26 protein-coding genes and 4 tRNA genes are annotated in these 26633 nt (G+C 64.9%); 1 reads left to right on the top strand and 29 read right to left on the bottom strand.

Features of this window, described 5'->3' with window-relative positions:
- Positions 1–2: 2 nt before the first annotated feature.
- The 28 genes from rpsQ to LQ772_RS03825 all read right to left on the bottom strand — a co-directional run bounded on the left by rpsQ (position 3) and on the right by LQ772_RS03825 (position 24397).
- Positions 3–263 carry a 30S ribosomal protein S17 gene (gene rpsQ, locus LQ772_RS03960; RefSeq protein WP_231324165.1) on the bottom strand — a complete coding sequence of 87 codons (261 nt, stop codon included), beginning with the start codon at positions 261–263 and terminating at the stop codon, positions 3–5.
- 12 nt (positions 264–275) lie between these two features.
- Positions 276–461 carry a 50S ribosomal protein L29 gene (rpmC, locus tag LQ772_RS03955; protein WP_091340512.1) on the bottom strand — a complete coding sequence of 62 codons (186 nt, stop codon included), beginning with the start codon at positions 459–461 and terminating at the stop codon, positions 276–278.
- On the bottom strand, positions 461–874 hold the full coding sequence (rplP, locus tag LQ772_RS03950; RefSeq protein WP_136259088.1) for a 50S ribosomal protein L16: 414 nt from the start codon (positions 872–874) through the stop codon (positions 461–463). The genes rpmC and rplP overlap by 1 nt, the downstream gene beginning before the upstream one ends.
- Positions 875–885: 11 nt before the next feature.
- Positions 886–1635 (bottom strand): 30S ribosomal protein S3, encoded by a 750-nt coding sequence (gene rpsC / locus LQ772_RS03945; protein WP_231324164.1) that lies wholly within the window; start codon positions 1633–1635, stop codon positions 886–888.
- Between the two features lie 15 nt (positions 1636–1650).
- Positions 1651–1986: a 50S ribosomal protein L22 gene (rplV, locus tag LQ772_RS03940; RefSeq protein ID WP_209619580.1), complete on the bottom strand. Its 336-nt coding sequence runs from the start codon at positions 1984–1986 to the stop codon at positions 1651–1653.
- Between the two features lies 1 nt (position 1987).
- Entirely contained in the window at positions 1988–2260 is a 273-nt protein-coding gene (rpsS, locus tag LQ772_RS03935) for a 30S ribosomal protein S19 (RefSeq protein ID WP_091340502.1), read from the bottom strand.
- Positions 2261–2272: 12 nt separating this feature from the next.
- Complete coding sequence (gene rplB, locus LQ772_RS03930) at positions 2273–3094, bottom strand: 50S ribosomal protein L2 (RefSeq protein ID WP_231324163.1); 822 nt, start codon at positions 3092–3094, stop codon at positions 2273–2275.
- A gap of 20 nt (positions 3095–3114) precedes the next feature.
- A complete protein-coding gene (gene rplW, locus LQ772_RS03925; protein WP_425600822.1) occupies positions 3115–3408 on the bottom strand; it encodes a 50S ribosomal protein L23 in 294 nt (97 codons plus the stop codon).
- Positions 3405–4007: a 50S ribosomal protein L4 gene (rplD, locus tag LQ772_RS03920; RefSeq protein ID WP_231324161.1), complete on the bottom strand. Its 603-nt coding sequence runs from the start codon at positions 4005–4007 to the stop codon at positions 3405–3407. The genes rplW and rplD overlap by 4 nt, the downstream gene beginning before the upstream one ends.
- Positions 4008–4018: 11 nt before the next feature.
- Positions 4019–4660, bottom strand: coding sequence for a 50S ribosomal protein L3 (rplC, locus tag LQ772_RS03915; RefSeq protein ID WP_231324160.1), 642 nt, complete (start codon positions 4658–4660; stop codon positions 4019–4021).
- A gap of 20 nt (positions 4661–4680) precedes the next feature.
- The gene (rpsJ, locus tag LQ772_RS03910) at positions 4681–4992 is read right to left on the bottom strand and encodes a 30S ribosomal protein S10 (protein ID WP_014402136.1); all 312 of its coding nucleotides are present in this window, start codon (positions 4990–4992) and stop codon (positions 4681–4683) included.
- Between the two features lie 385 nt (positions 4993–5377).
- Positions 5378–6568 (bottom strand): elongation factor Tu, encoded by a 1191-nt coding sequence (gene tuf, locus LQ772_RS03905; RefSeq protein ID WP_231324151.1) that lies wholly within the window; start codon positions 6566–6568, stop codon positions 5378–5380.
- Between the two features lie 50 nt (positions 6569–6618).
- Positions 6619–8736 carry an elongation factor G gene (gene fusA, locus LQ772_RS03900; RefSeq protein ID WP_231324159.1) on the bottom strand — a complete coding sequence of 706 codons (2118 nt, stop codon included), beginning with the start codon at positions 8734–8736 and terminating at the stop codon, positions 6619–6621.
- A gap of 132 nt (positions 8737–8868) precedes the next feature.
- Positions 8869–9336: a 30S ribosomal protein S7 gene (gene rpsG / locus LQ772_RS03895; RefSeq protein WP_091340757.1), complete on the bottom strand. Its 468-nt coding sequence runs from the start codon at positions 9334–9336 to the stop codon at positions 8869–8871.
- 156 nt (positions 9337–9492) lie between these two features.
- On the bottom strand, positions 9493–9867 hold the full coding sequence (gene rpsL, locus LQ772_RS03890; protein ID WP_209620135.1) for a 30S ribosomal protein S12: 375 nt from the start codon (positions 9865–9867) through the stop codon (positions 9493–9495).
- Positions 9868–10041: 174 nt separating this feature from the next.
- Entirely contained in the window at positions 10042–14256 is a 4215-nt protein-coding gene (gene rpoC / locus LQ772_RS03885) for a DNA-directed RNA polymerase subunit beta' (RefSeq protein ID WP_231324158.1), read from the bottom strand.
- Positions 14257–14350: 94 nt separating this feature from the next.
- A complete protein-coding gene (gene rpoB / locus LQ772_RS03880; RefSeq protein ID WP_231324157.1) occupies positions 14351–18511 on the bottom strand; it encodes a DNA-directed RNA polymerase subunit beta in 4161 nt (1386 codons plus the stop codon).
- 345 nt (positions 18512–18856) lie between these two features.
- Entirely contained in the window at positions 18857–19228 is a 372-nt protein-coding gene (rplL, locus tag LQ772_RS03875; RefSeq protein WP_091340748.1) for a 50S ribosomal protein L7/L12, read from the bottom strand.
- Between the two features lie 45 nt (positions 19229–19273).
- Positions 19274–19798: a 50S ribosomal protein L10 gene (rplJ, locus tag LQ772_RS03870; RefSeq protein ID WP_231324156.1), complete on the bottom strand. Its 525-nt coding sequence runs from the start codon at positions 19796–19798 to the stop codon at positions 19274–19276.
- 341 nt (positions 19799–20139) lie between these two features.
- Complete coding sequence (gene rplA / locus LQ772_RS03865) at positions 20140–20850, bottom strand: 50S ribosomal protein L1 (RefSeq protein ID WP_231324155.1); 711 nt, start codon at positions 20848–20850, stop codon at positions 20140–20142.
- A 3-nt stretch (positions 20851–20853) separates the two neighbouring features.
- Entirely contained in the window at positions 20854–21282 is a 429-nt protein-coding gene (gene rplK, locus LQ772_RS03860; RefSeq protein WP_231324154.1) for a 50S ribosomal protein L11, read from the bottom strand.
- A gap of 331 nt (positions 21283–21613) precedes the next feature.
- Entirely contained in the window at positions 21614–22174 is a 561-nt protein-coding gene (gene nusG, locus LQ772_RS03855; RefSeq protein WP_231324153.1) for a transcription termination/antitermination protein NusG, read from the bottom strand.
- A gap of 10 nt (positions 22175–22184) precedes the next feature.
- A complete protein-coding gene (gene secE, locus LQ772_RS03850; RefSeq protein ID WP_231324152.1) occupies positions 22185–22574 on the bottom strand; it encodes a preprotein translocase subunit SecE in 390 nt (129 codons plus the stop codon).
- An 82-nt stretch (positions 22575–22656) separates the two neighbouring features.
- Positions 22657–22732: transfer RNA gene (locus LQ772_RS03845), tRNA-Trp, on the bottom strand.
- A gap of 84 nt (positions 22733–22816) precedes the next feature.
- Positions 22817–24007, bottom strand: a complete 1191-nt coding sequence (gene tuf / locus LQ772_RS03840; RefSeq protein ID WP_231324151.1) for an elongation factor Tu — start codon at positions 24005–24007, stop codon at positions 22817–22819.
- 81 nt (positions 24008–24088) lie between these two features.
- Positions 24089–24164 (bottom strand) — tRNA-Thr (locus LQ772_RS03835).
- Between the two features lie 24 nt (positions 24165–24188).
- A tRNA-Gly gene (locus tag LQ772_RS03830) sits at positions 24189–24262 on the bottom strand.
- Between the two features lie 49 nt (positions 24263–24311).
- A tRNA-Tyr gene (locus tag LQ772_RS03825) sits at positions 24312–24397 on the bottom strand.
- Positions 24398–24570: 173 nt separating this feature from the next.
- Between LQ772_RS03825 and trxC the strand changes: the two genes are divergently transcribed.
- On the top strand, positions 24571–25008 hold the full coding sequence (gene trxC / locus LQ772_RS03820; protein WP_231324150.1) for a thioredoxin TrxC: 438 nt from the start codon (positions 24571–24573) through the stop codon (positions 25006–25008).
- A gap of 32 nt (positions 25009–25040) precedes the next feature.
- Here trxC and LQ772_RS03815 read toward each other — a convergent pair whose 3' ends face one another.
- The gene (locus LQ772_RS03815) at positions 25041–26597 is read right to left on the bottom strand and encodes a protein adenylyltransferase SelO (RefSeq protein ID WP_231324149.1); all 1557 of its coding nucleotides are present in this window, start codon (positions 26595–26597) and stop codon (positions 25041–25043) included.
- Positions 26598–26633: the final 36 nt, after the last annotated feature.

Below are 26633 nucleotides of genomic sequence, written 5' to 3'. Positions count from 1 at the left end.
CCTCAGACGGCCGCGCGCGTGACGATTTCGACCACGCGGTGATGCTTGGTCTTGGACAGCGGACGGCACTCGGTGATGCGCACCAGGTCGCCCTCGTTCGCACCGATGTCGTCCTGCGCGTGCAGCTTGGTCGACCGGCGGATGATCTTGCCCAGCAGGCCGTGCTGCACCTGGCGCTCGATCAGGACGGTGACCGTCTTGTTCATCTTGTTGCTGATGACGCGACCCTCGAGGGTACGCGCCTGCTTCTGGTTGTCGCTCATGTCGGCGGTCCCTTACTTCTTCGTGCCGAGCACGAACTTCGTGCGGGCGATGTCGCGCCGGACGCGGCGCAGCTGGTGCGGCTGGCTGAGCTGGCCGGTACCCTTCTGCATGCGCAGGTTGAACTGCTCCTTGCGCAGGTCCAGCAGGTGCTGCTTCAGCTCGTCGGCCGACTTGGTGTTCAGATCGTTGGTGGCCATCACATCACCGCCCGGGTCACGAATTGGGTCTGCACCGAGAGCTTGGCGGCGGCCAGACGGAACGCTTCGCGCGCCGTGGTCTCGTCGACGCCCTCGATTTCATAGAGCATGCGGCCCGGCTGGATCGGGGCGACCCAGAACTCGACGCCGCCCTTGCCGGCACCCATACGCACTTCGATGGGCTTCTTGGTGATCGGCTTGTCCGGGAACACGCGGATCCACAACTTGCCGCCACGCTTGACGAAACGGGTGATGCAACGACGGGCCGCCTCGATCTGGCGCGCGGTCAGCGCGCCGTGGGTGGTCGCCTTCAGGCCGTACTCGCCAAAGCTGACGAGGTTCGAGCACTGGGCCAGGCCATCGTTGCGGCCCTTGAACTGCTTGCGGTATTTGGTTCGCTTCGGTTGCAACATGGCAACTCTCCTTACTTCGCCGTCCGCTCGCGGCGGCCTTCACCGCCCTCGCGACGCGATTCACGACGACCCTCGCCACCTTCGCGGCGCGGCTGCGACTGCTCGTCCTTCGACTCCTGCGACGCTGCCGCCAGATCGAAGATCTCGCCCTTGTAGACCCACACCTTGATGCCGATGATGCCGTAGGTGGTCTTCGCCTCGGCAAAACCGTAGTCGATGTCGGCACGCAGGGTGTGCAGCGGCACGCGGCCCTCTCGGCTCCACTCGGAACGGGCGATCTCGGCGCCGTTCAGACGGCCGGACACGTTGATCTTGATACCCAGGGCGCCCAGGCGCATCGCGTTGCCGACGGCGCGCTTCATGGCGCGCCGGAACATGATGCGGCGCTCCAGCTGCTGGGCGATCGACTCGGCCACCAGCTGGGCGTCGAGTTCGGGCTTACGCACTTCGTTGACATTGATGTGCGCCGGGACGCCCATCATGTCGCTGACTTCCTTGCGCAGCTTCTCGATGTCCTCACCCTTCTTGCCGATCACCACGCCCGGGCGGGCGGTGTGGATCGTCACGCGGGCGGTCTTGGCCGGACGCTCGATCTGGATCTTGGAGATGCCAGCCTGTGCCAGCTTCTTGCGCAGCATCTCGCGGACCTTGAGGTCAGCCGCGAGGTACTTGGCGTAATCGCCCTTGTTGGCGTACCACTTCGAATTCCAGTCCTTGGCGATGCCGAGGCGGATACCGGTGGGATGAACTTTATGACCCATCGTCTTCTGTCCTCTTTACTCGCCGACGACCACGGTGATGTGGCTGGTGCGCTTCAGGATGCGAGAGCCGCGACCCTTGGCGCGGGCAAACATGCGCTTCATCGACGGACCTTCGTCCACGAAGATGCGCGAGACCTTCAGTTCGTCGACGTCGGCGCCCAGGTTGTTCTCGGCGTTGGCGACGGCCGAGAGCAGCACCTTGCGGACAAGGTGGGCGGCCTTCTTGTTGGTGAACTGGAGCACGTCGCTGGCGCGGCCGACGGGCATGCCGCGGACCAGGTCAGCCACCAGGCGTGCCTTCTGCGCCGAGATGCGGGCGCTGCGCAGGATCGCTTTGGCTTCGGTGCTCATCTTACTTGCCCTTCTTGTCGCCGCCGTGGCCCTTGAAAGTACGGGTCACCGCGAACTCGCCGAGCTTGTGCCCGACCATGTTCTCGTTGATCAGTACCGGCACGTGCTGGCGACCGTTGTGGATGGCGATGGTCAGGCCCACCATTTCGGGCAGGATCATCGAGCGGCGCGACCAGGTCTTGATCGGACGCTTGTTGTTGGCGGAAACGGCGGCTTCCACCTTCTTTGCGAGGTGCAGGTCGATGAACGGACCTTTCTTTAGGGAGCGCGGCATGATCGTTTCCTGTTACTTGCGACGACGCACGATGAACTGCTGCGTGCGCTTGTTGTTGCGGGTCTTGTAGCCCTTGGTCGGCGTACCCCACGGGCTGACCGGATGACGGCCGCCGGAGGTACGGCCTTCACCACCGCCATGCGGATGGTCGACCGGGTTCATCACCACGCCGCGCACGGTCGGGCGAATGCCCTTCCAGCGCTTGGCACCGGCCTTGCCCAGCTTCTTCAGGCTGTGCTCGGAATTGCCGACTTCACCGATGGTGGCGCGGCAATCGACCGGCACGCGGCGCATTTCGCCGGAGCGCAAGCGCAGCGTGGCGTAGCCGGACTCGCGGGCGACCAGCTGCACGGAGGCGCCGGCGCTGCGGGCGATCTGCGCGCCCTTGCCTGCCTTCATCTCGATGCAGTGGATGGTCGAACCGACCGGGATGGCGCGCAGCGGCAGGCTGTTGCCGGCCTTGATCGGCGCGTCGGAACCGGACACCAGGCGGTCACCCACCGCCACACCCTTCGGCGCGATGATGTAGCGGCGCTCGCCATCGGCGTAGCACAGCAGCGCGATATGCGCGGTGCGGTTCGGATCGTATTCGATGCGCTCGACCTTGGCGGCAATGCCTTCCTTGTCGCGCTTGAAATCGATGATGCGGTAGGCCTGCTTGTGACCGCCACCGCGGTGACGCGTGGTGATGCGACCGTAGTGGTTGCGGCCACCCGTCTTGGACTGCGATTCGGTCAACGGCGCGTACGGCGCGCCCTTGTGCAGGCCTTCGGTGCGGACGCTGACGGAGTCGCGGCGGCCCGGCGAGGTCGGCTTGTGAGTGATCAGTGCCATCTCAATTCAACTCCTTGAGCTCAGGCCTTGGCCGACACGTCGATGGACTGGCCATCGGCGAGGCGGACATAGGCCTTGCGCTTGCCCTGGCGATTGCCAGTGCGGAAACGGAAGGACTTGACCTTGCCCTTGGCGTTGACGAGGTTCACCTGCTCGACCTTGACGTCGAACATCTGCTCCACCGCCGCGCGGACGTCGGCCTTGGTCGCCTCGGGGGCGACCACGAATACGTACTGGTTGTTCTCGGCCAGGCGCGCGGACTTCTCGGAGATGTGCGGCGCACGCAGCGTATTGAGAATGCGTTCGTTGCTCATGCCAGCCATTCCTCGATCTTCTTCACGGCCTCGGCGGTCAGCACGACATAGTCGGAGCCGACCAGGCTGACCGGGTTCAGCGCCATCACGTCCACCACGTGCAAGTACGGGATGTTGCGCGCGGCCAGGAACAGCGCCTCGTTGGCATCCTCGGAAACCAGCAGCACGCGACCGCCGACCTGCAGCTCGGCCAGCTTGGCGACCATTGCCTTGGTCTTTGCTTCTTCGATGCCGAAGCCGTCGACGACCTTCAGGCGGTCCTGACGATTCAGCTCGGAAAGGATCGAACGGATCGCGACGCGGTACGCCTTGCGGTTGACCTTCTGCTCGAAGCTGCGGGGCTTGGCCGCGAAGGTGACACCGCCGCCGACAAAGATCGGGGCGCGGTAGTCGCCGTGACGGGCGCCGCCGCCCTTCTGCTTCTTGAACTTCTTGGTGGTACCCGACATCTCACCGCGCGACAGCTGCGCCTTGGTACCGGCGCGACCGCCGGCCTGGTACGCAACCACCACCTGGTGGATCAGGGCCTGCTTTAGCTCGGCGCCGAAGATCTCCTCGGACACGCTGAGCGGCTTGGCGCCAATGACATTCAGTTCCATGGCGTCTCTCCTCAACCCTTGGTGGTCGGGCGGATAACGACGTCGCCGCCGGTTGCGCCCGGCACCGCGCCCTTGACCGCGATCAGGTGACGCTCGGCGTCGACCTTGACCACTTCCAGACCCTGCTGCGTGCGGTTGACCGCACCCATGTGGCCGGCCATCTTCTTGCCCGGGAACACGCGGCCCGGCGTCTGGCGCTGGCCGATCGAACCTGGCGCGCGGTGCGACAGCGAGTTACCGTGCGTCGCATCGCCCATCGAGAAGTTGTGGCGCTTGATGGTGCCCTGGAAGCCCTTGCCCTTCGAGACGCCGGCGACGTCGACGATCTGGCCGGCCGAGAAGATCTCGTCCGCCTTGATCTCGGCACCGACGCTGTACTTGCCAAGGTCTTCGGCAGCGACGCGGAACTCCCACAGGCCACGACCCGGCTCGACCTTCGCGCTGGCGTAGTGCCCCTTCAGCGGCTGGGTCAGCAGCGAGGCGCGCTTGACGCCCGCGGTGACCTGGATCGCGGTGTAACCATCGTTGTCTTCGGTCTTCAGCTGGGTGACGCGGTTCGGGGTCGCTTCAATCAGCGTCACCGGAATCGAGCGTCCGTCTTCAGTGAAGAGCCGGCTCATGCCGCACTTGCGGCCAACCAGTCCGATACTCATCTTCGTATCCTGTCTATCGCTCAGCCGAGCTTGATCTGGACGTCCACGCCAGCGGCGAGGTCAAGCTTCATGAGCGCGTCCACGGTCTTGTCGTTGGGGTCGACGATGTCGAGCACACGCTTGTGGGTGCGGGTCTCGTACTGGTCGCGCGCGTCCTTGTCGACGTGCGGCGAAACCAGGATGGTATAGCGCTCGATCTTGGTCGGGAGCGGGATGGGGCCGAGCACCGTAGCGCCGGTGCGCTTGGCCGTCTCGACGATCTCGCTGGCCGAGCGGTCGATCAGTCGATGATCGAACGCCTTGAGGCGGATGCGAATCTTCTGGTTCGCCATAAAACCGTGTCCTGTTATCGAAAGAACAAATACTGTGTTCCGGGATGGCTTCTCACCGTCCCGCACAACCCTTCTGGAGCGGCCTCGCACGCCTGGGCGCACTGGGCGAAAAAGCTAGGCGAGCACAAACGGCTCGCCTAGACAGAAAATTATAAATCGCACAACGCACAAAGGTCAACAGAACGTCGTCTGCGCCCCATGGTCACGTTGCGAGGGCCGTCCCGGCCTGCGAACTCGAAGTACGTCCTGTACCTCATTTCGCGGTATCGGCTCCAGGCAACAACGGAGCCGTCAGCTGACAAGTATAGCAGTGATTACGCGCCAGATGCCAACGTTTCAGGCACCTCCGCGAAAAGGCGGCGGCCCTGGGGCCGCCGCCTGGGTCTTACTTGATGACCTTGGCCACCACGCCGGCGCCGACGGTGCGGCCGCCTTCGCGGATGGCGAAGCGCAGGCCCTCGTCCATCGCGATCGGGTGGATCAGGCTCACCACCATCTTGATGTTGTCGCCCGGCATGACCATCTCCACGCCCTCCGGCAGCGTGACCGCGCCGGTCACGTCGGTGGTGCGGAAGTAGAACTGCGGACGGTAGCCCTTGAAGAACGGGGTATGACGGCCACCCTCGTCCTTGCTCAGCACATAGACCTCGGCCTCGAAGTCGGTGTGCGGGGTGATCGTGCCCGGCTTGGCCAGCACCTGGCCGCGCTCGACGTCGTCACGCTTCAGGCCGCGCAGCAGCAGACCGGCGTTGTCGCCCGCCTGACCCTGGTCCAGCAGCTTGCGGAACATTTCCACGCCGGTGACGGTGGTCTTCTGGGTGTCACGGATGCCCACCACTTCCACTTCGTCGCCGACCTTGATGATGCCGCGCTCGATACGACCGGTCACCACGGTGCCGCGGCCGGAGATCGAGAACACGTCTTCGACCGGCATCAGGAACGGCTTGTCGATCGCACGCACCGGCTCGGGGATGTAGCTGTCCAGCGCGTCCACCAGCTGGATGATCGCCGGCACGCCGATCTCGGACTGGTCGCCTTCCAGCGCCTTCAGCGCCGAACCCTTGATGATCGGGGTGTCGTCGCCCGGGAAGTCGTACTTGGACAGCAGCTCGCGCACTTCCATCTCGACCAGCTCGAGCAGCTCGGCGTCGTCGACCATGTCGGCCTTGTTCAGGAACACGACGATGTAGGGCACGCCCACCTGGCGCGACAGCAGGATGTGCTCGCGCGTCTGCGGCATCGGGCCGTCGGCGGCCGAGCACACCAGGATCGCGCCGTCCATCTGCGCCGCACCGGTGATCATGTTCTTGACGTAGTCGGCGTGGCCGGGGCAGTCGACGTGCGCGTAGTGGCGGGTCGGCGACTCGTATTCCACGTGCGCGGTCGAGATCGTGATGCCGCGCGCCTTCTCTTCCGGCGCCGCGTCGATCGCGTCGTAGGCCTTGAATTCACCACCGAAGCGCTCGGCTCCGACCTTGGTCAGCGCCGCCGTCAGCGTCGTCTTGCCGTGGTCCACGTGGCCGATCGTGCCGACGTTCACGTGCGGCTTGGTGCGCTCGAATTTACCCTTTGCCATGACTTCAAACCTCTAGGAAAGAACGATGTTATTGAAGGAGGAAAGCCTTATCAGGCCTTCTTGATGACTTGCTCGGCGATGTTGTTCGGCGCCTCGGCGTAGTGATCGAACTCCATCGTGAACGTGGCGCGGCCCTGGGTCAGCGAGCGGATGGTGGTCGCATAACCGAACATTTCGCCCAGCGGCACCATCGCGTTGATGGTCTTGCCCGAGGGCGTGTCGTCCTGGCCCTGCAACAGGCCGCGACGGCGGCTCAGGTCGCCCATCACGTCGCCGACGTATTCCTCCGGCGTGACCACTTCGACCTTCATCACCGGCTCCAGCAGGACCGGGTTCGCCTTGGCGAAGCCCTGCTTGAACGCCATCGACGCGGCAAGCTTGAACGCCATTTCGGACGAGTCGACGTCGTGGTACGAACCGAAGACAAGCTTCGTCTTGACGCCCACCACCGGGAAGCCGGCCAGCGGACCGCTGGTGATCGTCTCGCGCAGACCCTTTTCCACCGACGGAATGAATTCCTTCGGGATAACGCCACCGGTGATCTCGTTGACGAACAGGAAATCGTCCTTGACGTCCGGGCTCTTGCGCTCTTCCTCGGTCATCGGCGACAGCTCGATCACCACGTGACCGTACTGACCCTTGCCGCCCGACTGCTTGGCATGCTTGTAGTCCGACTTGACGTCCGAGGCGCGGATCGTCTCGCGGTAGGCCACCTGCGGCTTGCCGACATTGGCCTCGACGTTGAACTCGCGCTTCATGCGGTCCACCAGGATGTCCAGGTGGAGCTCGCCCATGCCCGAAATAATCGTCTGGCCCGACTCTTCGTCCGTACGCACGCGGAAGGACGGATCCTCCGCGGCCAGGCGACCGAGCGCGATGCCCATCTTCTCCTGGTCCGACTTGGTCTTCGGCTCGACCGCCATCGAGATCACCGGCTCCGGGAACGTCATCCGCTCCAGGGTGATGATGTGGTCCTGCGCGCACAGCGTATCGCCGGTCGTCACGTCCTTCAGGCCGACCGCGGCGGCGATGTCGCCTGCACGGACTTCCTTCAGTTCGTGACGCTCGTTCGCGTGCATCTGCAGGATGCGGCCGATGCGCTCCTTCTTCGACTTGACCGGGTTGTAGACCTGGTCGCCGGCATTCAACGTGCCCGAATAAACACGGAAGAAGGTCAGCGAGCCGACAAACGGATCGGTCATGATCTTGAAGGCAAGCGCGGAGAACGGTGCGTTGTCATCCGCCGTGCGGGTCGCATCCTTGTCGTCGTCGTCCACGCCGGTGACCGGCGGGCGATCGGCGGGCGACGGCAGCAGGTTCACCACCGCGTCGAGCATCGCCTGGACGCCCTTGTTCTTGAACGCCGTGCCGCAGTAGACCGGGATGATCTCGCTGGACAGGGTGCGCTGGCGCAGGCCCTCGACGATCTCGGCCTCCGAGAGCTCGCCGCCCTCGAGGTACTTGTTCATGAGCTCCTCGGACGCCTCGGCAGCCGATTCGACCATGTAGCTGCGCGCCTCGGCGGCCTTGTCCGCGAGATCGGCCGGGATGTCCTGGTACTCGAACTTCATGCCCTGGGATTCCATGTCCCAGATGATCGCCTTCATCTTGAGAAGGTCGACCACGCCGTCGAAGTTCTCCTCGGCGCCGATCGGCACCTGCATCGGCACCGGGTTGGCACCCAGGCGCGCTTTCAGCTGGTCGACGACCTTGTAGAAGTTGGCGCCGGTGCGATCCATCTTGTTGACGAATGCAAGGCGCGGCACCTTGTACTTGTTGGCCTGGCGCCACACGGTCTCGGACTGCGGCTGCACGCCGCCGACCGCGCACAGCACGAACACGGCGCCGTCGAGCACGCGGAGCGAACGCTCGACTTCGATGGTGAAGTCGACGTGCCCTGGGGTGTCGATGATGTTGAAGCGGTGCTCGGGCAGCGAACGATCCATGCCCTTCCAGAACGCCGTGGTGGCCGCGGAAGTGATGGTGATGCCGCGCTCCTGCTCCTGCTCCATCCAGTCCATGGTGGCCGCACCGTCATGCACCTCGCCAATCTTGTGACTGACGCCGGTGTAGAACAGGATGCGCTCCGTGGTCGTGGTCTTGCCGGCATCGATGTGGGCCATGATGCCGAAGTTGCGGTAGCGCTCGATGGGAGTGGTGCGTGCCATGGATGTTTACCTATTGCAGGGCAACCTTGCCCTCGATTCGTTGCGGCCGTCCGGGCCACAGCATTTATGAGAAATCCGCCGCGAGCGGCGGAGTGGCTCCTTGCCGTCGCGTGCGACGGCAAGGCAAACCGCTTACCAGCGGTAGTGCGAGAAGGCCTTGTTGGCTTCCGCCATGCGGTGCGTCTCTTCGCGCTTCTTGATGGCGCCGCCGCGGTTTTCCGAGGCTTCCAGCAGCTCGGCGGCCAGCTTGCGCGGCATCGAGGTTTCGCCACGCTTGCGGGCGGCATCGATCACCCAGCGCATCGCCAGCGCCATGCGCCGGCCCGGACGCACTTCGACCGGCACCTGATAGGTCGCGCCACCGACACGGCGGGACTTCACTTCGACCGCCGGAGCGACATTGCCCAGCGCCTTCTCGACCAGAGCCACCGGCTCGGCATTCTTTTCACCCAGATGGGTCAGCGCGCCGTAGACGATGCTCTCGGCGACCGACTTCTTGCCGCTCTTCATCACCATGTTGATGAAGCGGGCGATCAGCTGGCTGCCGTGCTTGGGGTCCGGCAGGACCAGGCGGGCGGGATGGGAACCTTTACGCGACATGTTTGGAGTCCGTTGTTTTCTTGCGGACCGTCCCGTCCGCGCCGAAAGCGACCGTCTTGGCCGCATCTCATTATCTTCGCGAACACCCTGTCCGCTTCAAAAAGCAGCCATCCATGACTGCACTCTTCAATAAAGAGCCGCCAGAACGACCGACGGTTACTTCTTCGGGCGCTTGGCACCGTACTTCGAGCGGGCCTGGCGACGCTTGGTCACGCCGGCGCAGTCGAGGCTGCCGCGCACCGTGTGGTAGCGCACGCCCGGCAGGTCCTTCACACGGCCGCCGCGGATCAGCACGACCGAATGCTCCTGCAGGTTGTGGCCTTCACCGCCGATGTAGCTGATGACCTCGTAACCGTTGGTCAGGCGCACCTTGGCGACCTTGCGCAACGCCGAGTTCGGCTTCTTCGGGGTGGTCGTGTACACGCGCGTGCAGACGCCGCGGCGCTGCGGGCTGCTCTGCAGGGCCGGCGAAGCGCTCTTGTAGGTCTTCGGGCTGCGGTTCTTGCGCACCAGCTGGTTGACTGTCGTCATGCGAAGCTTTTCCTGAGAAACATAAAGGCAGACCGAAACTCGGTCTGCCAAGAAGCGGGAATTTAACATGGGCGCCTTGCACCAGGCAAGAAAACACCCTGTCGTCCGTGACCCGAACACGAGGTGCATCCGTGCACCTCATTTCGTATGTCAGCGAGCAAAGCCCCTCAAGGCTTACTCGGCACCTTCATCGCTACCGGCAGTGGCTTCCGCGAAACTCACCGCGGAGGAGGAACCGGAAAGGGTTTCCAGTTCCGAGGCGGTCAACCCGCCCTGGCGACGACGCTGCGCGTGGTACGCCAGACCCGTACCTGCCGGAATCAGACGGCCGACAATAACATTTTCCTTGAGACCCCGCAAGGTATCGCGGGTGCCGCGGACGGCCGCCTCGGTCAGCACGCGGGTGGTTTCCTGGAAGGAAGCCGCCGAGATGAACGACTCGGTCGCCAGCGATGCCTTGGTGATGCCCAGCAGCACCGACTGGTACTCGGCCGGACGCTCGCCCTTGCTCTCGGCGCGATCGTTCTCCTCGTTGATCCGCACGCGCTCGACCTGCTCGCCGCGCAGATAGTGGCTCTCGCCCGGCTCGGTGATCTCGACCTTGCGCAGCATCTGGCGAATGATCGCTTCGATGTGCTTGTCGTTGATCTTCACGCCCTGCAGGCGATAGACGTCCTGGATTTCCTTGACCAGGTACGCGGCCAGCGGCTCCACGCCCAGCAGGCGCAGGATGTCATGCGGATTGGGCTCGCCGTCCACGACGGTCTCGCCCTTCTCCACGTGCTCGCCTTCGAACACGATGACCTGGCGCCACTTGGGGATCAGCTCCTCGTGCTCGTTGCCGTCGGCGTCCTTGATGATCAGGCGCTGCTTGCCCTTGGTGTCCTTGCCGAAACTGACCACGCCGGAGCGCTCGGCCAGGATCGCCGGCTCCTTCGGCTTGCGTGCCTCGAACAGGTCGGCGACGCGCGGCAGACCACCGGTGATGTCGCGGGTCTTGGAGGTTTCCTGCGGGATACGGGCCACCACGTCGCCCACGCCCACTTCCACGCCGTTCTGGATCGAAACGATCGCACCGGCCGGCAGCATGTACTGCGCCGGCACGTCGGTACCGGGCAGCTTGAGCTCGCGACCCTTGGCATCTTCCAGGCGCACGATCGGGCGTAGATCCTTGGCCGCCGTACCGCGACGCTTCGGATCGGTCACCACGGCCGACTCCAGGCCGGTCAGCTCGTCGGTCTGGCTCTGCACGGTGACGCCATCGAGGAAGTCGATGAAGCGCACGGTACCGGCCACTTCCGAGACGATCGGATGGGTGTGCGGATCCCAGTTGGCGACGGTCTGGCCGGCCTTGACCGCCGCGCCGTCCTTGACCGAGATGGTGGCGCCGTAGGGGACCTTGTAGCGCTCGCGCTCACGGCCGTTGGCGTCGATCACCGACACCTCGCCCGAACGCGACACTGCCACCAGATGGCCCTGCGCGTGCTGCACGGTCTTCAGGTTGTTGAACTTCAGCGTGCCGGTGGTCTTGACCGAGACGTTGTCCACCGCGGCGGCACGGGAAGCCGCGCCACCGATGTGGAAGGTACGCATGGTCAGCTGGGTGCCGGGCTCGCCGATCGACTGCGCGGCGACCACGCCCACGGCCTCGCCCATGTTCACCAGGTGGCCACGGGCCAGGTCGCGGCCGTAGCAAAGGGCGCACACGCCGTGGCTGGCTTCGCAGGTGATCGGCGAACGGACCTTGATCGACTGCACGCCGGCCTTGTCCAGCTTTTCGACAAGCGCTTCGTCCAGCAGCGTGTCGCGGGTGACGATCGCATCGTCGTCGTTGCCCGGACCGTAGACGTCCTCGACCACCACGCGGCCAAGCACGCGCTCGCGCAACGGCTCGACAACGTCGCCGCCTTCGACGATCGGCTGCATCAGCACGCCGTCCTCGGTGCCGCAATCGTGCGAGGTCACCACCACGTCCTGCGCCACGTCGACCAGACGACGGGTCAGGTAACCGGAGTTGGCGGTCTTCAGCGCGGTATCCGCCAGGCCCTTACGGGCGCCGTGGGTCGAGTTGAAGTACTGCAGCACGTTCAGGCCTTCGCGGAAATTGGCCTTGATCGGGGTCTCGATGATCGAGCCGTCCGGACGCGCCATCAGGCCGCGCATGCCGGCCAGCTGGCGGATCTGCGCCACGCTACCGCGCGCGCCGGAGTCGGCCATGATGTAGAGCGAGTTCATCGACTTCTGGTTGACCGTCTTGCCCTCGGCGTCGGTCACCTTCTCGGTACCGATGCCGTCGATCATCGCCTTGGCGACCAGCTCGTTGGTGCGCGACCAGATGTCGACCACCTTGTTGTAGCGCTCGCCGGCGGTGACCAGGCCCGATTGGTACTGCTCCTGGATCTCGACCACTTCCTTCTCGGCCTCTTCCAGGATCGGCTTCTTCTCGTCGGGGATGATCATGTCATCGATACCGATCGAGATGCCCGCGCGGGTGGCGAAGCGGAAGCCGGTATACATCAGCTGGTCCGCGAAGATCACCGTTTCCTTCAGGCCGAGGCGGCGGTAGCAGGCGTTGATCAGGCGCGAGATGTTCTTCTTGGTCAGCTCGGTGTTGGCCAGCTCGAAGGGCAGGCCCTCGGGCATGATCTCGGCCAGCAGCGCGCGACCGACGGTGGTGTCGACCAGCGCCACCTTGCTGGTGCGCTCGCCGTTGTCGGCGATGGTGACCTGCTTCAGGCGCACCTTGACCTTGGCATGCAGCTGCACCGCACGGTTTTCATAGGCGCGACGCACCTCGGAGATGCCCGAGAACACCATGCCGGTGCCCTTGGCATTCACCAGCTCGCGGGTCATGTAGTACAGGCCCAGCACCACGTCCTGGGTCGGCACGATGATCGGCTCGCCGTTGGCGGGCGACAGGATGTTGTTGGTCGCCATCATCAGGGCGCGCGCTTCCAGCTGCGCCTCGATCGAGAGCGGCACGTGCACGGCCATCTGGTCGCCGTCGAAGTCGGCGTTGAAGGCGGTACACACCAGCGGATGCAGCTGGATCGCCTTGCCTTCGATCAGCTTCGGCTCGAACGCCTGGATGCCGAGGCGGTGCAGGGTCGGCGCGCGGTTGAGCAGCACCGGATGCTCGCGGATCACCTCTTCGAGGATGTCCCACACCATCGGCTCTTCGCGCTCGACCAGCTTCTTGGCTGCCTTGATCGTGGTGGCTTCGCCACGCGCCTGCAGCTTGGCGAAGATGAACGGCTTGAACAGCTCCAGCGCCATCTTCTTGGGCAAACCGCACTGGTGCAGGCGCAGGGTCGGGCCGACCACGATCACGGAACGGCCGGAGTAGTCCACGCGCTTGCCGAGCAGGTTCTGGCGGAACCGGCCCTGCTTGCCCTTGATCATGTCGGCGAGCGACTTCAGCGCACGCTTGTTGGTGCCGGTGATGGCACGGCCACGACGGCCGTTGTCCAGCAGCGCGTCGACCGACTCCTGCAGCATGCGCTTCTCGTTGCGCACGATGATGTCGGGCGCATTGAGCTCGAGCAGGCGCTTCAAGCGGTTGTTGCGGTTGATGACGCGGCGGTACAGGTCGTTGAGGTCGGAGGTCGCGAAGCGGCCACCGTCCAGCGGCACCAGCGGACGCAGGTCCGGCGGCAGCACCGGCAGCACGGTCAGCACCATCCACTCGGGCTTGTTGCCCGATTCCAGGAAGGCCTCGATCAGCTTGACGCGCTTGGTGAGGCGCTTGAGCTTGGTCTCGGAATTGGTCGAGGCGATCTCTTCCTTCAGGCGGATGACTTCGCCCTGCAGGTCGATCGACTTCAGGAGCTCGTAAACCGCCTCGGCGCCCATGCGGGCGTCGAATTCGTCACCGTGTTCCTCGGTGGCTTCGAGGTACTGGTCCTCGCTGAGCAGCTGACCTTTCTCCAGCGCGGTCAGGCCCGGATCGATGACCACGTAGGCCTCAAAGTAGAGAATGCGCTCGATGTCGCGCAGGGTCATGTCCAGCATCAGGCCGATGCGCGAAGGCAGCGACTTGAGAAACCAGATGTGCGCGGTCGGGCTGGCCAGCTCGATGTGGCCCATGCGCTCGCGGCGCACCTTGGCCAGCGTCACTTCCGTGCCGCACTTCTCGCAGACCACGCCGCGGTGCTTCATGCGCTTGTACTTGCCGCACAGGCACTCGTAGTCCTTCACCGGGCCGAAGATGGCAGCGCAGAACAGGCCGTCACGCTCCGGCTTGAAGGTGCGGTAGTTGATCGTCTCGGGCTTTTTCACCTCGCCGTACGACCACGAGCGGATCAGCTCGGGCGACGCCAGCGCGATCTTGATCGCGTCGAAGTCGGGCGTGGTGCGCTGCTGGTTGAAAAGGTTGAGCAGGTCTTTCATGGGTGTCTCCGGTCGGAGCAAATTCGGTAGAGGTCCGTGATGCGGGCTGAGGCATGGTCAGCGGCCCGGCGCCAGGCGCCGGGGCCGCTTTCGATCACTTCACCTCTTCCAGGTCGATGTCGATGCCCAGCGAGCGGATTTCCTTCACCAGCACGTTGAAGGACTCCGGCATGCCGGCCGCCATCTCGTGGTTGCCGTCGACGATGTTCTTGTACATCTGGTTGCGGCCCTGCACGTCGTCGGACTTCACCGTCAGCATTTCCTGCAGGGTGTAGGCCGCGCCGTAGGCTTCCAGCGCCCAGACTTCCATTTCGCCGAAGCGCTGGCCGCCGAACTGCGCCTTGCCGCCCAGCGGCTGCTGGGTGACCAGCGAGTACGGGCCCGTCGAACGCGCGTGCATCTTGTCGTCGACCAAGTGGTTGAGCTTCAGGTAGTGCATGTAGCCGACGGTCACCGGGCGATCGAACGCCTCGCCGGTGCGGCCGTCGAACAGCGTGGTCTGGCCCGACGTGGGCAGATCCGCCAGCTTCAGCATCGCCTTGATCTCGGTTTCCTCGGCACCGTCGAACACCGGCGTGGCCATCGGCACGCCCTCCTGCAGGTTGTTCGCCAGGGTCAGGATCTCCTGGTCGGACAGCGTCTTCAGGTCCACGTGCTGCACCGCGCCGGCGGCGTGGCTGTTGTAGATCTGGTCCAGGAACTCGCGGATCTTGGTCACCTTCTCCTGCGCCTCGAGCATGCGCTGGATCTTGCGGCCCAGGCCCTTGGCGGCCCAGCCCAGATGCATTTCCAGCACCTGGCCGATGTTCATACGCGAAGGAACGCCCAGCGGGTTCAGCACGATGTCGACCGGCTCGCCGTTAGCCATGAACGGCATGTCCTCGACGGGCACGACGTTGGACACCACGCCCTTGTTGCCGTGGCGACCAGCCATCTTGTCGCCCGGCTGGATGCGGCGCTTCACGGCCAGGAACACCTTGACCATCTTCAGCACGCCCGGGGCGAGATCGTCACCCTGGGTGATCTTGCCCTGCTTCTCCTTGAAGCGACGGTCGAACTCCTCCTTGTGGCGCTTGACCTGGTCGGCCGCGCGCTCGAGGAACTCGGTGACGCTCTCGTCCTTGACGTTGATCTTGAACCAGTCGTCCTTCTTCAAGCCGTCGAGGTAGGCGTCGGTGATTTCCGCACCGCGCTTGAGGCCACCCGGGCCGCTCATCGCGGACTGGCCGACCAGCTGCGCACGCATGCGGTTGTAGATCGCGCCCTCGAGGATGCGGAACTGATCGTCGAAATCCTTGCGGATCCGCTTGATCTCCATTTCCTCGATCTGCTTGGCGCGCTTGTCCTTCTCGATGCCGTCGCGGGTGAACACCTGCACGTCGATGACGGTGCCGTCCATGCCCGGCGGCACGCGCAGCGAGCTGTCCTTCACGTCGGACGCCTTCTCGCCGAAGATCGCGCGCAGCAGCTTCTCTTCCGGAGTCAGCTGGCTCTCGCCCTTCGGGGTCACCTTGCCGACCATGATGTCGCCGGCCTTGACTTCGGCACCGATGTAGACGATGCCGCTCTCGTCCAGACGCGCCAGCGCCTGTTCGCCCACGTTCGGAATGTCGGCGGTGATTTCCTCGGCGCCCAGCTTGGTGTCGCGCGCGATGCAGGACAGCTCCTCGATGTGGATCGAGGTGTAGCGGTCTTCCTGCACGACGCGCTCGGAGAGCAGGATCGAGTCTTCGAAGTTGTAGCCGTTCCACGGCATGAAGGCGATCAGCATGTTCTGGCCGAGCGCGAGCTCGCCCAGGTCGGTGGACGAACCGTCCGCCAGCGTATCGCCCTTCGCCACGATGTCACCGACGTTCACCAGCGGACGCTGGTTGAGGTTGGTGTTCTGGTTGGAGCGGGTGTACTTGGTCAGCGTGTAGATGTCGACGCCGGCGTCGTTGTCGCCGACCTCTTCCTCGTTCACGCGCACGACGATACGGCCGGCGTCGACCTGGTCGATCACGCCGCCACGCTTGGCGGACACGATGACACCCGAGTCGCGCGCCACGGCGCGCTCGATGCCGGTACCGACCAGCGGGGTCTGCGAGCGCAGCGTCGGCACGGCCTGGCGCTGCATGTTCGCGCCCATCAGCGCGCGGTTCGCGTCATCGTGCTCCAGGAACGGCACCAGCGCCGCCGCGACCGACACGGTCTGCATCGGCGAGACGTCCATGTAGTCGACCTCGGCCGCCGGACGCAGCTCGGACTCGCCGCGAAAACGGCAGGACACGAAGTCCTCGATGAAGCCGCCGTTCTTGTCCAGCGGCGAGTTCGCCTGCGCGATGACGTGGTCGCCCTCCTCGATCGCCGACAGGTAGTCGACGGTGTTGGTGACCTTGCCATTGGCGACCTTGCGGTACGGCGTCTCGAGGAAGCCGTAGGCGTTGGTGCGGGCGTACACGGCCAGCGAGTTGATCAGGCCGATGTTCGGGCCTTCCGGGGTCTCGATGGTGCAGACGCGACCGTAGTGGGTCGGGTGCACGTCACGCACTTCGAAACCGGCACGCTCGCGGGTCAGGCCGCCCGGGCCAAGGGCCGAGACGCGGCGCTTGTGCGTCACTTCCGAGAGCGGGTTGTTCTGGTCCATGAACTGCGAGAGCTGCGAGGAGCCGAAGAACTCCTTCACCGCCGCCGCGACCGGCTTGGCGTTGATCAGTTCCTGCGGGGTCAGGCCCTCGGACTCGGCCAGCGACAGGCGCTCGCGCACGGCGCGCTCCACGCGCACCAGGCCGATGCGGAAGGTGTTCTCCGCCATCTCGCCGACCGAACGCACGCGACGGTTGCCCAGGTGGTCGATGTCGTCCACGGTGCCGTGGCCGTTCTTGATGTCGATCAGCACCTTGAGCACGTCGAGCACGTCGGACTGGTCGCCCAGCTGCTGCACCAGCGTCTGCGCCGCCTCTTCCTTGCGCTCGGCGAAGTACTTGTGGTCGTACAGCACGCCCGGGCCCAGGATCTCCTGGCGGCCCACGCGGCGGTTGAACTTCATGCGGCCGACCGCCGACAGGTCGTAGCGGTCGAAGGTGAAGAACAGGTTGAAGAACAGGTTCTGCGCGGCGTCCTTGGTCGGCGGCTCGCCCGGGCGCATCATGCGATAGATCTCCACCAGCGCCTCGAGCTGCGTCTTGGTGTTGTCGATGCGCAAGGTGTGCGAAATGTACGCGCCGCGATCCAGGTCGTTGACGTACAGCGTCGGCACGGTTTCGATGCCGGCCTTGCGGAATGCTTCCAGCTGCTCGGCGGTGATCTCGTCGTTCGCCGAAGCCAGCAGCTCGCCGGTCTTCGAATCGACCATGTCAATGGCGACGATGCGGCCGATCAGGTAATCGTCCGGCACTTCGAGCGCAGTGATTTTCTCGGCCGCGAGCTGACGAACATGGCGCGCCGTGATGCGCTTGCCAGCCTCCACCAGCACCTTGTCGCCGATCATCAGGTCGAAGGTCAGCGTTTCGCCGCGCAGGCGCTCGGCGACCAGTTCCAGCGTGGTGCCACCCTTCTTGCCCAGGTGGAACACGTTGTGCTCGAAGAAGATGCCCAGCATCTCCTCGTTGTTGTAACCGAGCGCGCGCAGCAGCACCGTCACCGGCAGCTTGCGGCGACGGTCGATGCGGGTGAACAGCGCGTCCTTCGGGTCGAACTCGAAGTCCAGCCAGGATCCGCGGTAAGGGATCACGCGAGCGGAGAACAGCAGCTTGCCCGAGCTGTGCGTCTTGCCGCGGTCGTGATCGAAGAACACGCCCGGCGAACGGTGCAGCTGCGAGACGATGACGCGCTCGGTGCCGTTGATGATGAAGGTGCCGGTGTCGGTCATGAGCGGGATCTCGCCCATGTAGACCTCCTGCTCCTTGACGTACTTGACGGCCTTCTTGGAAGCCGGGCTGTCCTTGTCGTAGATCACCAGGCGCACGGTGGTGCGCAGCGGCGCGCCGTAGGTCATGCCGCGGTTGCGGCATTCGCGCTCGTCGAACGCCGGCTCGCCCAGGCGATAGTCCACGTATTCGAGGGCGGCGTTGCCCGAATAGCTGGCAATCGGGAACACCGACTTCAGCGCGGCGTGCAGCCCCTTGTCCTCGCGCTTCTTCGGCGCGACGTGCTCCTGCAGGAACTCACGGTAGGAATCGGTCTGGATGGTCAGCAGGTTGGGCACGCCCAGCACGGGCGGGCGCTTGCCGAAATCCTTGCGGATGCGCTTCTTCTCGGTAAACGAGTAGGTCATGGGGTGACGCCTCGGTTCGCAGTGGCGCCGGTGGTGCACACACCGGCTAAATGGTTGAAGACTGAAATTGGGAATCACGATTGAGGACTCTCGCGAATCCGCAGTCGGGATGCCCAAACTCAGAGCGTCCGTGCCTCATGTGTTCAAAAAGGGCTCCTGCCCTTCTCGAACTCGCCCGCCCAGCGGGCCGGCTCCGACAACCAGGCGCATGCGCCTGATTCGCGGCGAACCATCCTTCGGTCCGCAAATGGCGGCGAGCCGCCATCCGTAACGGGCAAAGCCCGGGGACTTTCGTCCCCAGGCTCGCTTGACGCTAAGCCAAACTGACGGCGCGCAAGGCGCCGATTACTTCAGTTCGACCGTGGCGCCGGCAGCTTCCAGGTCCTTCTTGAACTTGGCAGCGTCTTCCTTCGAAGCGGCTTCCTTCACGACGCCACCGGCCTCGGTCAGGTCCTTCGCTTCCTTCAGGCCCAGGCCGGTGATCGCGCGGACAGCCTTGATCACGTCGACCTTCTTGTCGCCGGCGGACTTCAGGATCACGTCGAACTCGGTCTGCTCCTCGGCAACCGGGCCGGCGGCGGCCGGGCCGGCGGCCATCATGACCGGGGCGGCGGCGGTGACGCCAAACTTCTCTTCGATGGCCTTCACCAGGTCCATCACTTCCATCAGCGACTTGGCGGCGACGGCGTCAACGATCTGTTCGTTGGTCAGGGACATTTTGTTTTACCTCTGGAAATAATTTCGTTTGGAAAGGTCGGCGAATCAGGCTTCGACAGGGGCTTCGGCGGCGACTTCGCCACCACCCTGCTTGTCGGCCACGGCCTTGACCACGCGGGCGAACATCGAAGCCGGCTCGGCCAGCACGCGAGCCAGCATCGCGAGCGCCTGCTCGCGGGTCGGCAGCGAGGCCAGCACGTCGACGTGCTCGGCGGGCAGCAGCTTGCCCTCCACCGAGACGAGCCGCGGCTTGAGCTTGTCGTTGGTCTTGGCAAATTCCTTGATCAGACGCCCGGCGGCACCGGGTTCCTCGGTCGAGAACGCGTACAGCAGCGGACCGGTCAGGGCGTCCTTGACGACCTCGAACTCGGTACCGGCCACGGCGCGGGAGACCAGCGTGTTCTTGACAACCTTCAGGAACACGCCCGACTCGCGGGCCTTCTTGCGCATCGCGGTCATCTGTTCGACCGTGGTGCCCGCGTACTCGGCGGCGACCAAGGAGTGGGCCTTGGCGGCGACGTCTGCCAGCTCGGCGACTACTTCTTGCTTCTGGGACAGATTGAGAGCCATTGCACTCCTCCACATGGAACTCCGCTCACGGCTCCTGCCGCTTGCGGTCCTGAGCGACGCCGTCCATGACGTCGGGGACACGACGTGCCCCGGGGTGATGGCCTTTCCAGAACGTACATTCCAGAAAAGGGCAGCACCATCTACGCCGGCTGGCCTTGCGGCCGATTAAGCGATCGAGGTAAAGCGGCGACGGCGATTCCCTGCCACCAACGAGCTCCCTGCCCGTCGTCGTCGCACATCGATCACGCCTGCGGTCTTTGACGGCTGCCCCGGCCGGAGCCGGGGCTGCCCTCAAAAACTTGCCTCCGCGCCCGACCGGGCGCGAAGGGCTTGAACTTGTCTTACTTCGCGGTGGCCGCGCTCAGCGACGAGGTGTCCACCGGCACGCCCACGCCCATCGTGCTGGACAGGGCAACCTTCTGCAGGAACTGGCCCTTGGCCGCGGCCGGCTTGGCCTTGAGCAGGTCGGCGATCAGCGCGTTGAGGTTGTCCGCAAGCTGCGCAGCCTCGAAGTTGGCCTTGCCGATCGTGGCGTGGATGATGCCCGCCTTGTCGTTGCGGAACTTCACCTGGCCAGCCTTGGCGTTCTTCACCGCGGTGACCACGTCGGCGGTGACCGAGCCGTCCTTCGGATTGGGCATCAGGCCGCGCGGGCCAAGCAGCTGGCCCAGTTTGCCAACCACGCGCATGGCGTCCGGCGTGGCGATCACGCGACCGAAGTCGAGGTCACCGGCCTGCATGCGCTCGGCCAGGTCGTCCATGCCGACCGCATCGGCGCCGGCAGCCTTGGCGGCCTCGGCCTTCTCGCCCGCCGGGCAGAACACGGCGACCTTGATGGTCTTGCCGGTGCCGTGCGGCAGCAGCGAGGAACCACGCACGCCCTGGTCCGACTTCTTGGCGTCGATGCCGAGGCGCACGGCCACGTCGACCGACTCCACGAACTTGGCGGTAGCGTTCTTCTTGATGATGTTCAGGGCGTCTTCCAGCCCGTAGACCTTGCCCGGCTGCACAGCGGCCTGGGCGGCCTTCATACGCTTGGTGATCTTTGCCATGTCTTAACCCTCCACCACCAGGCCCATGCTGCGCGCGCTACCGGCAATGGTGCGCACCGCAGCGTCCAGATCCGCAGCCGTCAGATCCGGCTCCTTCTGCTTCGCAACGTCTTCGAGCTGCTTGCGGGTGATCTTGCCCACCTTGTCGGTGTTCGGCTTGGACGAACCCTTGGAGACGCCGGTGACCTTCTTGATCAGCACGGTGGCGGGCGGGGTCTTGGTAATGAAGGTGAAGCTGCGGTCCGAGTAGGCCGTGATGATCACGGGGATCGGCAGGCCCGGCTCCATCTTCTGCGTGGCAGCGTTGAACGCCTTGCAGAATTCCATGATGTTGAGGCCGCGCTGACCGAGGGCGGGGCCCACCGGCGGCGACGGGTTGGCCTGGCCGGCCTTGACCTGCAGCTTGATGTAACCGACGACTTTCTTTGCCATGGGATTTTCCTTGCGAGTGCTGGCGCCTCGCGGCTCCTCGCGTGCTTGCCTTCCAGGCGGTGGAGAGCCTGCTTTCCGTGCAGGCCGTCGAAAAACGAACACGCCGAGTCGAAAGACTTCGGCGTGGAACCGCGTAGTTTAAGGAGTGATCAAGTTTTAAGCAAGTGGCGGGCCAGCGGGCCGATCTGCTCACCCTCCCCTCCAGGGAGAGAGAGCTGGAGTGCGGGCAGCTCTTGCGGAAGAGGTTGATTGAAGCGTGGCTCTGCCGGGATTTCCCGCGAGCCCCGGCCCTCACCTCGATCCTCTCCCCGGAGGGGAGAGGAGCAGGACATCAAGCCTTTTCGACCTGCCCGAACTCGAGCTCGACCGGGGTCGAACGACCGAAGATCAGCACCGCGACGCGCAGGCGGCTCTTCTCGTAGTTGACTTCCTCGACCACGCCGTTGAAGTCGTTGAACGGGCCTTCGGTGACACGGACCATCTCGCCCGGCTCGAACAGCACCTTGGGCTTGGGCTTTTCCACGCCCTCGCGCACGCGACTGAGGATGGCGTCGGCCTCGCTGTCGCGGATCGGCAGCGGGCGGTCGGCCGTACCGCCGATGAAGCCCATCACCTTGGGCGTCTCCTTGACCAGGTGCCAGCACTCGTCGTCGATGCGGGGCGACTTGCCCTCGGTATCGGTCTCGATCTGCACCAGCACGTAGCCTGGGAAGAACTTGCGCTCGCTGCGGCGCTTCTGCCCGCCGCGCATCTCGATCACTTCCTCGGTCGGCACCAGCACTTCGCCGAACTTCTCTTCCATGCCAGCGCGCGCAATTCGCTCCGACAGCGACTTGCGGACCTGGTTCTCGAAGCCCGAGTAGGCGTGCACGACGTACCAACGCTTGGACATGGGCTACTCCTTACGAACCGAGTTTCAGCAGCCAGTCCAGCACGACCGACTTCAGAATCAGGTCGATCAGGCCCAGCAGCAACGAAAGCACGATCACGACCGCAATGATGACGAGCGTGGTCTTGAGGGTCTCGTCACGCGTCGGCCAGACGACCTTGCGCATCTCGAACTGCGACTCGGCGATGAAATTGCGCGCCTTGCGGCCCGGGCCGGTGAAGGCACCGATCGCCATCGCCGCGACCAGCGCGACCAGCACGCCAGCCAGGCGCACGGAGCCGGGGACGGTATTGTCGAACCAGGAATAGGCGAAGATGCCCGCCGCCAGCACCAGCACCGCCAGCACCAGCTTGCCGATATCCGCCGCACTCGTGCCGCGGGGCTGTTCTGCCTTGGTATTCATTGCGCAGTGACCGGTGGAAGGAGTCGCCGAAGCCGGATGGCCCATCGACGCCTACCCGCACCCGTCATCGGTCCTCGAAAGATGGCACGCCAGGAGGGACTCGAACCCCCAACCTGCGGTTTTGGAGACCGCTGCTCTGCCAATTGAGCTACTGGCGTATCGGTAAAACGGATCGGAAGCAGGAGCCGGCGTCGACAGGCAATGCCCGTGCGATACCGGCTCCCGGTTTCCGTATGTGCAGCTTACTTGATGACCTTGGCCACCACGCCGGCGCCGACGGTACGGCCGCCTTCGCGAATGGCGAAGCGCAGGCCTTCGTCCATCGCGATCGGGTGGATCAGGCTCACCACCATCTTGATGTTGTCGCCCGGCATGACCATCTCCACGCCCTCCGGCAGCGTGACCGCGCCGGTCACGTCGGTGGTGCGGAAGTAGAACTGCGGACGGTAGCCCTTGAAGAACGGGGTATGACGGCCACCCTCGTCCTTGCTCAGCACATAGACCTCGGCCTCGAAGTCGGTGTGCGGGGTGATCGTGCCCGGCTTGGCCAGCACCTGGCCACGCTCGACGTCGTCACGCTTCAGGCCGCGCAGCAGCAGACCGGCGTTGTCGCCCGCCTGACCCTGGTCCAGCAGCTTGCGGAACATTTCCACGCCGGTGACGGTGGTCTTCTGGGTGTCACGGATGCCCACCACTTCCACTTCGTCGCCGACCTTGATGATGCCGCGCTCGATACGACCGGTCACCACGGTGCCGCGGCCGGAGATCGAGAACACGTCTTCGACCGGCATCAGGAACGGCTTGTCGATCGCACGCACCGGCTCGGGGATGTAGCTGTCCAGCGCGTCCACCAGCTGGATGATCGCCGGCACGCCGATTTCGGACTGGTCGCCTTCCAGCGCCTTCAGCGCCGAACCCTTGATGATCGGGGTGTCGTCGCCCGGGAAGTCGTACTTGGACAGCAGCTCGCGCACTTCCATCTCGACCAGCTCGAGCAGCTCGGCGTCGTCGACCATGTCGGCCTTGTTCAGGAACACGACGATGTAGGGCACGCCCACCTGGCGCGACAGCAGGATGTGCTCGCGGGTCTGCGGCATCGGGCCGTCGGCGGCCGAGCACACCAGGATCGCGCCGTCCATCTGCGCCGCACCGGTGATCATGTTCTTGACGTAGTCGGCGTGACCGGGGCAGTCGACGTGCGCGTAGTGGCGGGTCGGCGACTCGTATTCCACGTGCGCGGTCGAGATCGTGATGCCGCGCGCCTTCTCTTCCGGCGCCGCGTCGATCGCGTCGTAGGCCTTGAATTCACCACCGAAGCGCTCGGCTCCGACCTTGGTCAGCGCCGCCGTCAGCGTCGTCTTGCCGTGGTCCACGTGGCCGATCGTGCCGACGTTCACGTGCGGCTTGGTGCGTTCGAATTTACCCTTTGCCATGCGCGCTAAACCCCGATGGAGTCAATGAAAAAAAAGAAAACCTGCCGTAGGCCCGGAGCGACCGGCGGCAGCCGCGTGAGATGGTGCTCATGACAGGAATCGAACCTGTGACCTCTTCCTTACCAAGGAAGTGCTCTACCGACTGAGCTACATGAGCGAAAACGTTTGGAGACGAGATCAATGGAGCGGGAGACGGGAATCGAACCCGCACCATCAGCTTGGAAGGCTGAGGTTCTACCATTGAACTACTCCCGCCTGGTACAACTCCCGGCTTGACACCAGGTCCTGCGCGGAACTCGTCTGATGGTGGAGGGAGGTGGATTCGAACCACCGAAGGCGTAAGCCAGCAGATTTACAGTCTGCCCCCGTTGGCCGCTTGGGTATCCCTCCAACAAAGAACGCCTATTTTCGCGAGCGGGCCCGGGTGTGTCAACAGTTTGCGACGGTCAATTCCGCGTTTGGCCACATCTGGCGCAACTGGTTCGCCGCGGTTCCGCTGTCCGGATCGCTTGCACCGTCCGCGACGGCCGCCATATCCGTGCGAGGCCACCCGGAAGCATGCCATGTCCACACCGTTGAACGTTCCCTGCCCTTACTGTGATGCGCTCAACCGCGTCCCTGCCGATCGCCTGGCCGAGCAGCCGGTGTGCGGCCGTTGCAAGAAGGCCCTGTTCGAGGGCCGTCCGCTCGAGCTGACGGCGGCCAACTTCGATGCCGTGACCGGACGTGGCGACCTTCCGGTGCTGATCGACTTCTGGGCACCCTGGTGCGGCCCGTGTCGCGGCTTCGCGCCGGTGTTCGCAGAGGCGGCGCGCCAGTTCGAACCGCGCCTGCGCCTGGCCAAGGTCGATACCGACGCGCAGCCGCAGTTGTCGCAGCGATTCGGCATCCGCAGCATTCCCACGCTAGCGCTGTTCAGCGGCGGGCGCGAGATCGCCCGTCAGGCGGGTGCGCTCAACGCCGCGCAACTGCGCCAGTTCATCGACCACGCGCTGCAATAAATAAACCTGCGCGCGCCGCTTGCGCCGACGATCTAGGAACTGCAGGAGAGCATCGAGCAACCGGCGCGCTGTTTCGCCCATTCGGGACGCTTGCGCGCAAAGTGCTCGCGCCCGGGCTGCTCGTCGTAAGGGTGGCGCATCACGTCCAGCAGCTCGTGGACCGGCGCATAGTCGCCCTGCTCCGCGCGATCGATCGCCTCCTGGGCGAGGTAGTTGCGCAGCACATACCTGGGATTGGCCATCTGCATGCGGGTGCGACGCTGCTCCGCCGGCAACGGATCCTCGCGCAGGCGCGCGGCGTACCGCTCCAGCCAGTCGCGCAGCACCGGCTCGGTAGCCGGGCGTCGGCTCTCGTCGTAGCACACGCCCGCCAGCACGTCCGGCGAGGGCGCGGCAGGATCCAGCTCGATCAGCGCGCGCCAGGTGAGCGTCATGTCGGCCGTGGCCTCGCGCATCCAGGCATGCAGGCCGTCGCGCAGTTCCAGGTCTTCGTCGCGGGCCGTGGCAAGGCCGAGTTTCGCCGCCGCGCTGGCGCGGTCGGAGGCCCCCCACGTGCGGACGTAGCGATCGAGCCCCGCCTGCAGCGGCGCGACATCGGCGAACAGCGGCGACAACGCGCTGGCCAGCCGGCTGAGGTTCCACCACGCCACGTTGGGCTGCTGGCCAAAGCGGTAGCGTCGACGCGCCGCGTCGGTGGTGTTGGGCGTCCACTCCGGATCGTAGTCGTCGATCCAGCCGTAGGGGCCGTAGTCGATGGTCAGGCCAAGGATCGACATGTTGTCGGTATTCATCACGCCGTGCACGAAGCCGACGCGCATCCACTGCGCCATCAGTCGCGCGGTGCGTTCGCAGGCTTCGCCGAACCAGTCCGCATAAAGCGCTTCGCCCTGCCCGTGCAGGTGCGGGAAATCACGCCCGATGGTGAAGTCGACCAGCTGGCGCAGCAGCGCCACGTCGTTGCGCGCGTAAGGCAGTTCGAAGTGGCCGAAACGGATGAACGAGGGCGCGGCGCGACAGACGATGGCACCGGGCTCCTCACGCGGATGGCCGTCGTAGAACATGTCGCGCACCACTGCCTCGCCGGTCTCGACCAGACACAGTGCGCGCGTGGTGGGAACGCCCAGGTGGTGCATCGCTTCGCTGCAGAGGAACTCGCGGATCGACGAACGCAACACCGCGCGGCCGTCCGCGCCACGCGAGTACGGCGTAGGGCCGGCGCCCTTCAGTTGCAGCTCCCAGCGCCGACCTCGCGCGTCCAGTGCCTCCCCCAGCGAAATCGCCCGACCGTCGCCCAGTTGCCCAGCCCATACGCCGAACTGGTGGCCGCCGTAGTTGCTGGCCCACGGCTGCATGCCTTCCAGCAGCGCATTGCCGCCGAACACGCTGGCGAAGTCGGGACTTTCGATGTCGTGCCTCGACAACCCCAGTATCGCCGCCATCTCGGACGACCAGGCCACCACGCGCGGCGCGGGCACGGGCGTGGGCTGGACGTGCGACCAGGCGGCCCCTTCGACCTGGCGCAGGCGCGGCCCGTGCTCGGGGTCGCCCGCGAGATCGCGCAGGAAGGCATTGTCGAAGTCCAGGCGCATCGCGGGATGATCGCATGCAAGTCCGCGAGGGAACGT

The organism is Frateuria edaphi (genome assembly GCF_021117405.1).
Classification (GTDB): Bacteria; Pseudomonadota; Gammaproteobacteria; order Xanthomonadales; family Rhodanobacteraceae; genus Frateuria_A; species Frateuria_A edaphi.
The sequence above is the reverse complement of the archived record's forward strand: the minus strand, read 5'-3'. Positions and strand labels throughout refer to the sequence as shown.

Coding starts and splice junctions, on each gene's coding strand:
- rplD (WP_231324161.1), bottom strand. CDS start 4,007: ATGGAACTGAATGTCATTGGCGCCAAGCCGCTCAGCGTGTCCGAGGAG.
- fusA (WP_231324159.1), bottom strand. CDS start 8,736: ATGGCACGCACCACTCCCATCGAGCGCTACCGCAACTTCGGCATCATG.
- rplP (WP_136259088.1), bottom strand. CDS start 874: ATGTTGCAACCGAAGCGAACCAAATACCGCAAGCAGTTCAAGGGCCGC.
- rpsC (WP_231324164.1), bottom strand. CDS start 1,635: ATGGGTCATAAAGTTCATCCCACCGGTATCCGCCTCGGCATCGCCAAG.
- rplJ (WP_231324156.1), bottom strand. CDS start 19,798: ATGGCTCTCAATCTGTCCCAGAAGCAAGAAGTAGTCGCCGAGCTGGCA.
- rpmC (WP_091340512.1), bottom strand. CDS start 461: ATGGCCACCAACGATCTGAACACCAAGTCGGCCGACGAGCTGAAGCAG.
- rplB (WP_231324163.1), bottom strand. CDS start 3,094: ATGGCACTGATCACTCACAAGCCGACCTCGCCGGGCCGCCGCGACTCC.
- trxC (WP_231324150.1), top strand. CDS start 24,571: ATGTCCACACCGTTGAACGTTCCCTGCCCTTACTGTGATGCGCTCAAC.
- rpsL (WP_209620135.1), bottom strand. CDS start 9,867: ATGACGACAGTCAACCAGCTGGTGCGCAAGAACCGCAGCCCGAAGACC.
- rplW (WP_425600822.1), bottom strand. CDS start 3,408: ATGAGCAACGAACGCATTCTCAATACGCTGCGTGCGCCGCACATCTCC.
- rplC (WP_231324160.1), bottom strand. CDS start 4,660: ATGAGTATCGGACTGGTTGGCCGCAAGTGCGGCATGAGCCGGCTCTTC.
- tuf (WP_231324151.1), bottom strand. CDS start 6,568: ATGGCAAAGGGTAAATTCGAGCGCACCAAGCCGCACGTGAACGTCGGC.
- rpoB (WP_231324157.1), bottom strand. CDS start 18,511: ATGACCTACTCGTTTACCGAGAAGAAGCGCATCCGCAAGGATTTCGGC.
- rpoC (WP_231324158.1), bottom strand. CDS start 14,256: ATGAAAGACCTGCTCAACCTTTTCAACCAGCAGCGCACCACGCCCGAC.
- tuf (WP_231324151.1), bottom strand. CDS start 24,007: ATGGCAAAGGGTAAATTCGAACGCACCAAGCCGCACGTGAACGTCGGC.
- rpsQ (WP_231324165.1), bottom strand. CDS start 263: ATGAGCGACAACCAGAAGCAGGCGCGTACCCTCGAGGGTCGCGTCATC.
- rplV (WP_209619580.1), bottom strand. CDS start 1,986: ATGAGCACCGAAGCCAAAGCGATCCTGCGCAGCGCCCGCATCTCGGCG.
- rpsJ (WP_014402136.1), bottom strand. CDS start 4,992: ATGGCGAACCAGAAGATTCGCATCCGCCTCAAGGCGTTCGATCATCGA.
- nusG (WP_231324153.1), bottom strand. CDS start 22,174: ATGTCCAAGCGTTGGTACGTCGTGCACGCCTACTCGGGCTTCGAGAAC.
- rplA (WP_231324155.1), bottom strand. CDS start 20,850: ATGGCAAAGATCACCAAGCGTATGAAGGCCGCCCAGGCCGCTGTGCAG.
- rplK (WP_231324154.1), bottom strand. CDS start 21,282: ATGGCAAAGAAAGTCGTCGGTTACATCAAGCTGCAGGTCAAGGCCGGC.
- rplL (WP_091340748.1), bottom strand. CDS start 19,228: ATGTCCCTGACCAACGAACAGATCGTTGACGCCGTCGCCGCCAAGTCG.
- secE (WP_231324152.1), bottom strand. CDS start 22,574: ATGAATACCAAGGCAGAACAGCCCCGCGGCACGAGTGCGGCGGATATC.
- LQ772_RS03815 (WP_231324149.1), bottom strand. CDS start 26,597: ATGCGCCTGGACTTCGACAATGCCTTCCTGCGCGATCTCGCGGGCGAC.
- rpsS (WP_091340502.1), bottom strand. CDS start 2,260: ATGCCGCGCTCCCTAAAGAAAGGTCCGTTCATCGACCTGCACCTCGCA.
- rpsG (WP_091340757.1), bottom strand. CDS start 9,336: ATGTCGCGTAAAGGTTCCCATCCCGCCCGCCTGGTCCTGCCGGACCCC.